This is a genomic window from Enterococcus sp. AAFC-DPL-5146, assembly GCF_058216635.1.
This window is the reverse complement of sequence record NZ_CM177103.1, coordinates 803599-816953: the sequence shown is the minus strand read 5'-3', so window position 1 is coordinate 816953 and position 13355 is coordinate 803599. Positions and strand designations below refer to the sequence as shown.

The 13355-nt window shown below is 34.0% G+C and carries 10 protein-coding genes; 4 read left to right on the top strand and 6 right to left on the bottom strand.

The window, feature by feature from the left end; all coding sequences use genetic code 11:
* Window positions 1–53 precede the first annotated feature (53 nt).
* Window positions 54–1022 (bottom strand): DUF1002 domain-containing protein, encoded by a 969-nt coding sequence (locus AC4BB2_RS03730; protein ID WP_490474095.1) that lies wholly within the window; start codon window positions 1020–1022, stop codon window positions 54–56.
* Between the two features lie 455 nt (window positions 1023–1477).
* Between AC4BB2_RS03730 and AC4BB2_RS03725 the strand changes: the two genes are divergently transcribed.
* A complete protein-coding gene (locus AC4BB2_RS03725) occupies window positions 1478–2629 on the top strand; it encodes an alpha/beta hydrolase (RefSeq protein ID WP_490474094.1) in 1152 nt (383 codons plus the stop codon).
* Window positions 2630–2770: 141 nt separating this feature from the next.
* Here the strand turns inward: AC4BB2_RS03725 and ptsP are convergent, their stop codons facing one another.
* From ptsP to ykzS, 3 genes are all read right to left on the bottom strand, one after another.
* Window positions 2771–4498 carry a phosphoenolpyruvate--protein phosphotransferase gene (gene ptsP, locus AC4BB2_RS03720; protein ID WP_490474093.1) on the bottom strand — a complete coding sequence of 576 codons (1728 nt, stop codon included), beginning with the start codon at window positions 4496–4498 and terminating at the stop codon, window positions 2771–2773.
* The gene (locus tag AC4BB2_RS03715) at window positions 4498–4764 is read right to left on the bottom strand and encodes a phosphocarrier protein HPr (RefSeq protein WP_010773230.1); all 267 of its coding nucleotides are present in this window, start codon (window positions 4762–4764) and stop codon (window positions 4498–4500) included. The genes ptsP and AC4BB2_RS03715 overlap by 1 nt, the downstream gene beginning before the upstream one ends.
* A gap of 173 nt (window positions 4765–4937) precedes the next feature.
* A complete protein-coding gene (gene ykzS, locus AC4BB2_RS03710; protein ID WP_490474092.1) occupies window positions 4938–5129 on the bottom strand; it encodes a protein YkzS in 192 nt (63 codons plus the stop codon).
* Between the two features lie 330 nt (window positions 5130–5459).
* Between ykzS and AC4BB2_RS03705 the strand changes: the two genes are divergently transcribed.
* Together AC4BB2_RS03705 and AC4BB2_RS03700 are read left to right on the top strand one after the other, a co-directional pair.
* Entirely contained in the window at window positions 5460–7712 is a 2253-nt protein-coding gene (locus AC4BB2_RS03705) for an ATP-dependent Clp protease ATP-binding subunit (protein WP_490474091.1), read from the top strand.
* Between the two features lie 205 nt (window positions 7713–7917).
* Entirely contained in the window at window positions 7918–8232 is a 315-nt protein-coding gene (locus tag AC4BB2_RS03700; protein ID WP_490474090.1) for a DUF1827 family protein, read from the top strand.
* A gap of 110 nt (window positions 8233–8342) precedes the next feature.
* Here AC4BB2_RS03700 and AC4BB2_RS03695 read toward each other — a convergent pair whose 3' ends face one another.
* Window positions 8343–9512, bottom strand: a complete 1170-nt coding sequence (locus tag AC4BB2_RS03695) for an MFS transporter (RefSeq protein WP_490474089.1) — start codon at window positions 9510–9512, stop codon at window positions 8343–8345.
* Between the two features lie 211 nt (window positions 9513–9723).
* Window positions 9724–11301 (bottom strand): peptide chain release factor 3, encoded by a 1578-nt coding sequence (locus AC4BB2_RS03690; RefSeq protein WP_490474088.1) that lies wholly within the window; start codon window positions 11299–11301, stop codon window positions 9724–9726.
* A gap of 525 nt (window positions 11302–11826) precedes the next feature.
* On the opposite strand from AC4BB2_RS03690, the gene AC4BB2_RS03685 reads away from it, so the two are divergent.
* On the top strand, window positions 11827–13311 hold the full coding sequence (locus tag AC4BB2_RS03685) for a helix-turn-helix domain-containing protein (RefSeq protein WP_490474087.1): 1485 nt from the start codon (window positions 11827–11829) through the stop codon (window positions 13309–13311).
* Window positions 13312–13355: the final 44 nt, after the last annotated feature.

Sequence of the window (13355 nt, the reverse complement as noted above, 5' to 3'; positions counted from 1 at the left end):
ACTAATATATAGTTTTAATTCGACCATTTTTTTATTTATATTCTATACCTAACTTACTTCCCAGTAATCGAATCCCAAAGTCCACTGAAAAATCCTTTAATATTCTCCCAAAGACCTTTAGATTTCTCTTGAATTTGCTCTTTTGCTTTAGATAGATCTAATTCTCCAACAAAGTCTTCAAAAATATTTTTATCTTTCATATTACTCATTAATGTTGTTAACTCCTTTACCTGATCTGAAGTCATAACATCTTTGATTCCTTGACTACTTAACGCACTTTCAACCGTTTGCTGAATATCTTCTTGAGTCAGTTTTTTTCCATCTGCGGTCTTTGCTGCTAATTCTTTTTTAGCTTGCTCTTGCGCCGCATTTAAAGCTTTATCAGAATAACCATCTTTTTCTTTGTTTTCTTCTGTGATTTTAGATAGTACACCCATTTCATCTTGGGCGACTTCTACACGATCTTTATTAATAATCCCGCCAGATTCTTCAACGATTTTATATACCCCTGCTAGTGCACCAGACCCATCGATTGGCACGGCTGAAGCAACGGTTAACTTAGCATCTGTTATACCAGCAGTCAAAGCGGCATTTTTGTACTGAGCTTCTGTAATTTTAGTAATATTCTTAGGTGTTGCAATATCTACAGAAATTCCTGAACCTTTTTTCTGTGTTTCCATTCGAACAGAACTATAGACTGCCCACTCTTTAGTAAAACCACCATCAGGGATAAAATTCATCAAATCTTGCCCTGTCGTTGTATACTGTGGTGTTTCGCCTTTAATACCCAGTTCTTTCAACGTAAAGTCTTTTTGCTCTTGTGTCAGTGCATTACCTAAAGCAACTGCATTGATTTGTAGTACTTCCTCAGAACTTTGAGTAGTTTCAGTACTACTAGTACTTGCTGATGTATTTTCTATCGTACTTCCTTGCGTCGCAAATGCTGTTTTTCCAGTGTATAATCCTGTAGAAATCAAAAGTAAACTCATCACTACAGCCATCTTTTTTTGTTTATGCTTCATAGGAACCTCCTAAATATTTACTTGTCCATTACTATACAACATTCTTTTTAGATATTCCTTAAAAATGATTCCATTTAATAAATTTTTACAGTTCAGTTTTTTCTTATTTGTTAATAGCGTAGGTCTTACTTTCAAAAAAGATAGAGATAACTTCTTAAGTAGAGAATAGATATAATAATTTAGATATCTATTCCGAATGATTTTAGTATACATTTAATTCTTATAACAAAATAACATACGTTTCATTTTAAACCTTAAGAATGATATACTATTCTAAAAACACGATATGATTTAGATAAAACTTGAAGTCAAATAGGATTAAATAACATACATAATACTAACTTATTAAACACAATAGTGTATATTATATAATAACTACTTGTCATTAAATCATAATTAAACATTTTTTATGTGATATAGACAAGTAAGTACATTAAGATAAGGAGTTGTTTTTTTTGAGAAAAAGAATATTTTTTTTATTAAGTCTAGGAGTAGGTGCTGTTTTTCTCTCTCATTCTAGTTCTATTGGACTAGCAGCAGAAAATGATACTATCTATAAACAAAGGGATCAAGCTAGCATTGTCCGCGAATCAGCACTTGATACCATGGATTCTCAACTAAACATGAATAGTAACAAAGATTCTCTAACAGACACTAGCTTTTTTAACTCACTTTCAGAAAATGATAAAGCTGAGTTAAAAAAATTAATGTCCAGCAAAGAAAAATCACCAAGAATCATTGGTAAAGCCATTGCACATATTTTATATCCATATATTTTTGAAAATAACATAAATGATAACAGTGGCGAAATGAAAGGACCCTATGAAAAAGAATTCAAAGAAGGGCTGAAATGGTTCCAAGAAATACCTAAAGAAGAATGGATCATAAAAAAAGATGATGGAGATCTGCGCTCCTACTATTTAAAAAACAAAGTAAAAACAACTAAAACGGTTGTATTAATTCATGGGTTTAGCAGTCAACCTTTATACATGGGCGCTTGGGCTAAAGTATTTTACGACCTTGGCTATAATGTATTAGCACCTGAACTTCAAGGACATGGTAAAAGTACAATAAAATCTCGTTCGTTTGGTGCAAAAGATAAGTACGATATTTTGGAATGGATAAACAAAGTAAATGATACTAATGGAGCTGAGTCCGAAATTGTAATATCTGGCGATTCAATGGGCGCTTCACTTTCTTTAATGATGGGCAGTATGAAGGATTTACCGAAAAATGTTACAGCTATAATTGAAGATTGCGGTTATTCTGATTTAACAGAACTATTCAGACATATGTTACAAAAATTAGGCTTTTTAAAAGAACCTATCATAAAAGAATTGAATAATCTTTCAGTTAAAAGACAAGGTGTTTCATTAGATGACATCTCTCCCATCAAGGATGCTGCATCGTCGACTATCCCATTATTAATCATTCATGGTGATGCAGACTTTGCTGTTCCAACATCTATGGCAGAAGATATTTTTAATGCTTCGATTGCATCTAAGAAAAAACTAGTACTAATTGAAGGTGCCGGTCATCCTACTTCTATTGTCTATGACTTACCTACCTATAAAAATGAAATTAAGAATTTTCTTACTACCAACTAAAAGTAACTATTGAGAGTAAACTTTTTCCTTTGTGGTTTCTACCACAAAGGTTTTTTCCATTTGATAATGCTTTATTATCTATAATAAAAAAACGAAGGTAAGAATTATCACTAATCCTTTACCTTCGTTTCATTATTCATTTTATTTCGTATACTCTTTAACTAATTCCATAACTTCTTCCATTGTATCGCAGTCATTCAATGCACGATCCGCAAGTTCAGTCATTTTCTTAGTATCTAGACGTTTCATTAAGCTGCGAGTTTTAAGGATAGATGTTGCACTCATTGAGAACTCATCTAAGCCCATACCTACTAATAGAGGCACTGCAGTTTGGTCGCCCGCCATTTCTCCACACATACCAGTCCATTTACCTTCAGCATGAGATGCGTCAATCACGTTTTTGATCAAACGTAAAATTGATGGGTTATATGGTTGGTAAAGGTAAGAAACACGTTCGTTCATACGGTCTGCTGCCATTGTGTATTGGATCAAATCATTGGTACCAATACTAAAGAAATCTACTTCTTTGGCAAATTTATCAGCAATTACAGCTGCTGCAGGAATTTCGATCATGATACCAACTTGAATCGTATCAGAAACTTTAGTTCCTTCAGAAACTAATTTTGCTTTTTCTTCATCAAAGATTTTCTTCGCTGCTCTGAATTCTTTCAATGTAGCAACCATTGGGAACATGATACGTAAGTTACCATGAACAGATGCACGTAATAATGCACGCATTTGCGTACGGAACATGTCATCCCCACGTTCAGACAAGCTGATACGTAAAGCTCGGTAACCTAAGAATGGGTTCATTTCATGAGGTAATTGAAGATAAGGTAATTCTTTATCTCCACCAATATCCATTGTACGAACCACGACAGGTTTGCCGTTCATTCCTTCAAGCACTGCTGTGTATGCTTTATATTGATCATCTTCTGTTGGGAAATCTGGAGAATCCATATATAAGAATTCTGTACGATATAAACCAACAGCTTCTCCACCGTTATTGCGTACGCCTTCTAAATCTTTAGGAGTACCAATATTTGCAGCAAGCTCAATATGTTTGCCATCAGCAGTTATTGTTTCAGCATGTTTTAATTTATCCCATTCAGCTTTAAGATCAGCATAAGCTTTACCTTTAGCTTCAAAGTCAGCTTTTTCAGCGTCAGACGGATGAACGATAACATCGCCATCAATCCCATTAACTGCTAAAATATCGCCTTCTTTGACTTTGGCAGTGATTTCTTTTGTTCCTACGATTGCAGGAATTTCAAGAGAACGAGCCATGATAGCTGAGTGAGAAGTACGTCCACCAATATCCGTTACGAATGCCTTTACATAAGTACGATCTAATTGAGCAGTATCACTTGGTGTTAAGTCATGGGCAACCACAACTACTTCTTCGTTAATCATTGAAGGATTAGGAAGAGTTACACCTAATAAGTGAGCTAAAATACGTTTAGCAACGTCACGTATATCTGCAGCACGTTCTTGCATGTAAGCATTATCATCCATTGCTTCAAACATACCGATATACATATCAGTTACTTCTTTTAATGCTGATTCAGCATTTACTTTATTATCTTGAATGTTTTGTTTGATTTGACCAATCATTTCTGGGTCAGACAAAACCATTAAATGTGCATCAAATACTTGAGCTTCTTCTTCACCAAGGCTTTGCGCTGCTTTTTCTCTGATTGCTTGCAACTCAGTCGTTGATTTTGCTAAGGCATCATCTAAACGGCTCTCTTCAGCAGATACATCATCTACAGATTTTTTGTCGAAAGACAAATCAGGTTGAACTAACAGGTAAGCTTTAGCAATAGCAACACCATCACTTGCGGCAATTCCTTTTAGCATTTCAGACATTATTCAGACAATCCTTCTTTTTTCATTGTGTCCACGATTGCAGCTAATGCGTCTGCTTCGTCTACACCATCAACTGAAATAGTTACGTCTGAACCTTGACCAACACCAAGAGACATAACACCCATGATTGATTTAAGGTTAACAGATTTACCTTTGTATTCTAAGTTGATATCTGAGTTAAATTTACTTGCAGTTTGTACTAATAAAGTAGCTGGACGAGCGTGAATCCCTGTTTCTGCTACAATGTGAAATTCTTTCTTTTCCATATGAATCGGTCTCCTTCGTAAGTAAAATAATTTTTTATGTTAGGGTTTTCCTTTCTTGGTACGTTTCAAATGAAACTACAAGCTGGATAATACCCTTTCAATTTTTAAGATTACCATTTTTTTTGAGTAGTTACAACACTTTTCACCTAATTTTTATCTAATAAAATAATCAATTATTTCTCTTCCTTCATATAGTGATATATAATTCGTCCATTTAATCCGGCTTCTCCGACAATTGACATTCGATCCGGTAAATTTTTCCAAACCTCTCTAAAGACCGTAAAATCTTTTGGTTCTACGATAAGTTCAGAGATTTCCCCTTCCTTTAAGGCATTGATTTGTTCTTCAAATGGATTTTCATGCATCGATTGATCACAGCTTTCACTTTTATTTTCCAACTGACGTTATTGTATGACAAAAAGAGATTTTTGTCTAAATTATGACTATTGTTCATATAAATAATCCCTATTAATTTTACAAAAATATAATAAATTCTCTTGTATATAAAATAAATGTCTGATTACTATGATTTTGTAATTTCTTTATTGAAACAAATCAGAGTTCAATTGCTTGATTCTTACTAAAAAGATGCTATAATAATGTCAAAGGTCAAAAATGGTCAGCGATCTATTTGACTTTATAAAACTGACTTTGATACATGATTAGTCTTATTTTGAAAGGACGTGTTTTATCCTATGATCTGTCAAAATTGTCAACAAAATCCAGCAACGATTCATTTATATGCAAATGTTAATGGTCAAAGAAAGCAATTAGATTATTGCCAAAGTTGCTATCAAAAATTAAAAGCACAAGCAAACGATAATCAACCAACAATGTCTCAACAAGATCCTTTTGGTTTTGGAAGTTTAGATGACCTATATCGCTCTTTATCTCGTCAAATGCAAGAACAACAAGGAAATCCTAATGCTCAAATTCCGCCTACTCAATTTGGTGACGGCAACGGCTTTAATGGCGGGCAGCCTCCTAGAGGTGCTGGCCAAGGAAATGGATTATTAGGTGAATACGGCATTAATATTACTCAAGCTGCTAGAAATGGTGATATTGATCCTGTTGTCGGTCGTGATGAAGAAATCAAACGTGTGATTGAAATTTTAAATCGGCGGACTAAGAATAATCCGGTCTTAATCGGTGAACCTGGTGTTGGTAAAACAGCTGTTGTCGAAGGATTAGCACAAAAAATTGTCGATGGTGATGTGCCACAAAAATTATTGGACAAAGAAGTCATTCGTTTAGACGTGGTTTCATTAGTTCAAGGAACAGGAATCCGTGGCCAATTTGAAGAACGCATGCAAAAATTGATTGAAGAAATCAAACAAGCAGAAAATATCATCCTCTTTATAGATGAGGTTCATGAAATCGTCGGCGCTGGTTCGGCTGGTGACGGCAACATGGATGCGGGAAATATTTTAAAACCAGCATTAGCTCGTGGCGAGTTACAAATGGTTGGAGCAACTACGCTTAATGAATACCGTATCATTGAAAAAGATGCTGCGTTGGAACGGCGGATGCAACCTGTTCGCGTTGATGAACCAACAGTTGATGAAACAATTGCTATCCTGAAAGGTCTGCAAAAGCGTTATGAAGATTATCATCATGTAAAATACACAGATGAAGCGATCGTTGCTGCTGCAACATTATCCAATCGTTACATTCAAGACCGCTTCTTACCAGACAAAGCAATTGATTTATTAGACGAATCTGGTTCTAAAATGAATTTAACGATTCAAATCGTAGATCCTAAAACAATCGAAAAGAAACTAGCAGACGCTGAAGAACAGAAACAACAAGCTTCAGCAGAAGAAGATTTTGAAAAAGCGGCTTATTACCGTGATCAAATCAATAAACTGCAATCAATGAAGGAAAAACAAATCAGTGATGAAGAAACTCCTGTAATTGGCGAACAAAATATCGAAGCTATCGTTGAACAAAAAACAGGTATCCCTGTCGGTGACTTGAAAGAAAAAGAACAAACACAATTAAAAAATCTAGCTGTTGATTTAAAAACTAATGTTGTTGGACAAGATGATGCTGTTGATAAAGTATCAAAAGCCATTCGCCGTAACCGTGTTGGTTTAGGCAAAAAAAATCGTCCAATCGGCTCTTTCTTATTTGTTGGACCAACTGGTGTGGGTAAAACAGAACTAGCCAAACAATTAGCATACGAATTATTCGGTTCAGAAGATTCCATGATTCGTTTTGATATGAGTGAATACATGGAAAAACACAGCGTATCTAAATTGATTGGTTCACCTCCAGGTTACGTAGGATATGATGAAGCTGGACAGTTAACTGAAAAAGTTCGTCGTAATCCATACAGCTTGATTCTATTAGATGAAATCGAAAAAGCACATCCAGATGTATTGCATATGTTCTTGCAAATTCTTGATGACGGCCGTTTAACAGATGCCCAAGGCAGAACCGTCAGCTTCAAAGATACAATCATTATCATGACAAGTAATGCAGGTACTGGTAATGTAGAAGCAAATGTTGGCTTTGGTGCCGCACGTGATGGAGTGACTAAATCCGTTTTAGGACAATTAAACAATTTCTTCACACCTGAATTCTTAAACCGTTTTGATGGGATTATTGAATTCAAAGCCTTAAGCAAAGAAAACTTGATGAATATTGTCAGCTTGATGTTAGATGAAGTCAATAGCTTACTTGCTCATCAAAAAATTCACATTGAAGTACCAACTGATGTGAAAGAAAAGTTAGTTGATTTGGGCTATGATCCTGCAATGGGCGCTCGTCCATTACGTCGAACTATCCAAGAACAAATCGAGGATGGTATTGCTGAATATTTCCTAGATCACCCAGAAGAGCATCAATTGATTGCCAAACTAGATGGTGATGGAAAAATCATAGTTACCGGGAACACAATTTCTGTACCTAATGACAATATCGAAGAAACAACTGAAGAAGAATAACACAAAAAGTCAATCAGATACCTGATTGACTTTTTTATCTTTTAAGACAAATTCCTTTTTATTTAAGCTAAAAAAATCTATAATCAAAGTGTATAGATTTTACAACAAATTTTTAGAAACACTATTCTAGTTCTTCTCGATCTTTAGATACTCTAATTTTTATTATTACAGTCAAAAAATAAAGAATTAAATCGAGGTGATAAAAATGAAACTAGTCAATGTAACTAATAGCTACAAACAGTTAGTCAATAAACAACTAGAAAATACCGATGCATACTTTGTCAAAGTTTATTCAGCGGGTAATACAACCGTTGTTTATACAGAAGCTGCTCAACATGCTGAAATATTGATTATTAATAAACAGCGTGCTGTTCGAAATACAGAAATAAATGAAGTTTTAACGTACTTTTTAAAGCGTTTACCAAAAGATCGATATGATCGTGAAAATGTTTCGATTATTTCATTAAAAGATGTTACTGAAATCTCTATACCATTAACTCACAGTTACATTGAGAAGTAGATAAAAAGAAGGATGTTGGACTCCTTGAAGCAATTGTCTTCATAAGGAGTTTCACACCCTTTTTTTATTCATTATAAGTAAAAAAATACAAGATGAATCATTCTAATTTGCTAGATTTTCTTTCCCTTATTTTTATTTGTACTTAAAAAAAGAGATAAAAATCCAGTTCCCAAAAGAATCGCAGCTGAGACATAGTATGGGAAAAAATGATTAACATCGAACATATAACCTGACGCAATCGGCCCTAAAATATTACCAAAACTTGTAAACGTTGAATTCAATCCATTTATCGTCCCTTGTTGATCTCCAGCATGTTTAGATAAGTAAGTTGTTACTGCTGGCCTAAACAAATCAAAAGCTAAGAATACGACAAACGTGGAAAATACAACAACAAGATTATTATTTGTAAATGCGATTACCGCTATGAATATTGCACTTGCAAAGAAAGTTAATTGAATCAGTCCTAGTTCACTTAACTTTTGCACAATTGCATCAAAGAAAAATAATTGACAAATAAGTGCTAAAATTCCACTAACCGTTATAACCATAGCAATTTCACCTGTTGTAAAGCCAAAGTTAATCGTTGCCATAATACTATAAATCGACTCAAATGCTTGTAAGCCAAATGAAGAAATCAAAATGATTATGAACAATGAAGTGAACATCGGATTTTTCAAGATATCCATAAATGAACCTTTTTTTGCTCCAACCGCTGCTTGAATCCGTTTCTCTGGCTCTTTCAATACTGTTAACGTTAAGATAAAGCCAATGAAGGCTAAGATTGCCGCACCATAAAAAGGAGCACGAATACCCAGATAGGCAATAAAACCACCCACACCAGGACCAATAATAAATCCACCACTAATAGCCGCAGAAACTAGCCCCATTGCTTTAGAACGTTCCGAAATCGTTGTCATATCAGCTACAAATGCAGTGACAGATGGCATAAGCAATGCAGCTGCAACTCCTCCCAAACCTCTGGAAATAAAAAAGCCACTTTTCGCCTGGGCTAGTCCAAATAATAACTCGGAAAGTGAAAAAATAATCATTCCAGTAGCAATCATTTTTTTACGCCCAATTTTATCTGACAATACCCCTGCAATAGGCGAGATAATTAATTGTGTTATAGCAAAAATAGACATCATCATGCCCATTGTTGCACCAGAAAAATGCATTTCTTCTTTTAATTGTGGGATAACAGGAATAACCAAACCCACACCTAAAAACACTAAAAATAAATTAGAAATTGCCAAATACATCATACTTTTTTTACTATTCATGATTTCACACCCCATTAATTTTCATTTATAGATGACACTTACAATTATATCTTATAGACAACAAAGTTTTGCAGTACTAAGTATTCAGCAAAAAGCCTCTTTTTATCCTTCGCAATAAAAAGAGACTTCTATAAAAATAATATATCCTAACAAATAATTAGCAAATATCAACTAATCAATTTGCCGTAAAACATTCATTTCAACATATTTTTTACATCAAACTCTTCAATTCAACATCAGGATATTTGTCTGCAAACCAACGCATAGCAAACTGATTTTCAAATAAGAATAGCGGTTGATCGAAACGGTCTCTCGCTAAAATATTTCGACTAGAACTCATTCGTTCATCTAAATCAGCTGGATCGATCCAACGAGCGATTTTCGATCCCATTGGTGTCATAACAACTTCAGCATTATATTCATTTAGCATACGATGTTGGAATACTTCAAACTGCAATTGTCCCACTGCACCGATGATATACTCTTCAGTTAGATAGGTTTTGTATAACTGGATGGCACCTTCTTGAACCAGTTGGTAAATTCCCTTGTGGAATGATTTTTGTTTCATTACATTTTTAGCGCTGACCTTCATAAATAACTCTGGTGTAAATGAAGGTAACTCTTCATATTGCACTTTTAATTTACCTTCAAATAAAGTATCTCCAATTTGATAGTTCCCTGTATCGTAAATTCCAATAATATCACCAGCTACAGCTTCTTCCACATTTTCTCTAGAATCAGCCATGAACTGTGTTACATTACTTAATTTAATTTTTTTGCCTGTTCTTCCTAAAATCACATCCATACCACGTTCAAATGTTCCTGAACAAATTCGAACAAATGCAATTCGATCGCGATGAGCTGGATTCATATTTGCTTGAATCTTAAATACAAAACCAGAAAACTCTTCTTCATAAGGACTCACTTCTTGTCCATCTTCTGTCTTATGAGCATATGGAGATGGGGCAAATTGTAAAAAGGTTTCTAACATTGTTTGCACACCAAAATTCGTTAAAGCTGATCCAAAGAAAACTGGCGTTTGATCGCCACGAGAAATTTTCTCTGTATCAAATTCATCTCCTGCTTCTACTAGCAATTCAACTTCTTCTAAAACTTGTTGGTAAACACTATCTTTATGCAGTGGCAAATCATTTGGTATATCGCCATCCACTAATGGAATGAAGCGTTCGCCATTATTATTTTCAGGTCGATAAACTTCTACACGTTTGTTGTAGATATCATATAACCCTTCTAGCCCTTTCCCCATGCCGATTGGCCAGTTCATTGGGTAAGATTCGATATCTAATAACTCTTCCAATTCTTCAAGTAACTCTAGTGGCTCACGGCCATCTCTATCTAATTTATTGATAAATGTAAAAATTGGAATGCCACGTTTTTTGACAACTTGGAATAATTTTTTAGTTTGTGCTTCAATCCCTTTAGCACTATCTATTACCATGACTGCACTATCTACAGCCATCAATGTTCGATACGTATCTTCTGAAAAGTCCTCATGTCCTGGCGTATCCAAAATATTTACGCGTTTTCCATCATAGTCAAACTGCATCACCGAACTAGTTACAGAAATTCCTCTTTGTTTTTCGATTTCCATCCAGTCAGATTTTGCAAAGTTTCCAGTTTTCTTTCCTTTTACAGTTCCGGCTTGACGGATTGCTCCTCCGAATAATAAAAGCTGTTCTGTAATTGTCGTTTTTCCGGCATCCGGATGGGAAATAATAGCAAACGTTCTGCGGCTATCTACTTGTTCTTTTAAATGCGGATTATTCATTTGTTGCTCCAATCTATTCGTTTTTTTCTTGAAAAAATTTTATTTATTTTTTATGATCTATTTAAAGGAATGTTTACATCGGAAAATTCTCCCTATTCTTTATTATTCAACTAAACTAGTATATCATGGAATTACCTTGATTTTCAAAGTCTTTAGTCAAGTTAGCAAAAAAATAAAAGAGACCAAAACAAAAATCACCGAAATTTGTCCTGATCTCTATTCATTTGGGGAAGAGTTAGTTCTTAAGAGTTTATATGCTAAAAAACTAGCATAACCATTAAGAATTGATCAATAGTTAACTAAGTCCAGTATAAAGTCCGCTCTTTATTTGTGCAAATGTTTGATATTCTTGACCAATTCATTTACAATTCTATCCAATCTGTTATTTATCAATCTTCAAAACCTTATAAATAAAATAAAAACAAATTACAAACGTTATTAAACAATCCGCTTTTCTATGAATTATTCAAAAAAGGACCATACTTTTTACTTTATTGAGAAATGTACCTTAAAGGGGGCAAAAAAATGCTAGAAACAATGATGTTAGAAGACACTGCCAAACGTAAATTAACATTGTTTAAACTATTGACCACCTTTTCTAATAAACAACATAGTCTCAATTTTTTTGAAAACAGACTTGACTATTCATACAGTCGGGTGGTCTATCTCCTAGAATTGATTCAGCAAGACCTAACCAAAATGACTGGAAAAAAAACAGAGATACTTCAAACAGATGGCGTACATTATAAGCAGGATATTTCATATGATAGATACTACCAGTATTTGATTACCCAAAGCATTCCTTATCAATTATTAGTTTCAATCCTGTTCTATCCAAACGATGATTTGGCCAAATTTTGCGAGAAAAATTATCATAGCAGAACAACGGTCGTTCGTAAATCAAAATTACTGAGTAGCTATTTTAAAAAATTTGATATTAAAATGAACACTTCTCAACTGACCCTCTATGGTGATGAACGTGTGATACGAATAACATTATACACATTAATATGGCTGGCTTCTCAAGGAACGAATCTGCCAAAAATCCCAGATAATCCAATCAATTACGAGGAAATCATCAAAATTATCAGTCCTTATTTTCCAGATACTTACAGTTACGCTGCATATAAACAGATCACACTGATGCTTGATATCATTTATCTGCGAATCAAAGCGGGTAACCTATTAACTGAAAAAACGGAAATTGATCCATACATTCCAGTTAATGAAACTTGTGTAAAATCAGTTTTTGAACACTTGATTACAGAAAGAAAGATACAAGAAGCTGAGGGACAATTTGCTTCCTATCTATTAATTGCTACACCCAATTTTTTCAGAGAAAATGAACAACGGTTAATATTATTAAATACTTATTTAGCGAGTCATAAAAATTCGGCAACAAAATTATTAGAAGAATTTTGTACGTTTTTCAGCAAACAATTTATGCCAGAAGATTTTTCTTGGGAAGAACATCCTGTTCTCTTTGGAAATATTGGGAATATTATTTTCTCTAAAGCGATCATTAAAAAACCTTTTCCAACCTTATTTCATTCAATCAATCATTCACTTTATTTGAAAAATGAATACCATTACCATTTATTTACACATTTCAAATCTTTATTTCAAAAAATTTCAAAAAGAAAGAATTTTGGTTGGCTTAAAAATATTATTGACCAGCTATCAGATACATTAGCGGCTTTGCTCGTTCCACTTTATGAATCGTTCCAAACAAATAATTTAATTCGCATTGCATTGATTGCTGAATCTAATTACTTACTCGTTCAGCCTTTAACAAAATTTTTAGAAGAATTGTCTTTTGTTGAGTTAGTCGCGTATAGATCTGACGATTTTTCTTCATTTGATTTTCTTGTAGCTACGTCTTCTTATTTAATCCCAGAGGAATATGATTTACCATCTTTTGTTTTTCGTTTTTCTGCAGATAACGATGAACAATACATTGGTCTTTATCAAGCAATCAAAGCTATCCATAATAAAAAGATTAATGATTGATTTAAACTAAAAAGTAAAGAGATAAAAGCAACTAAGTTCGCTTC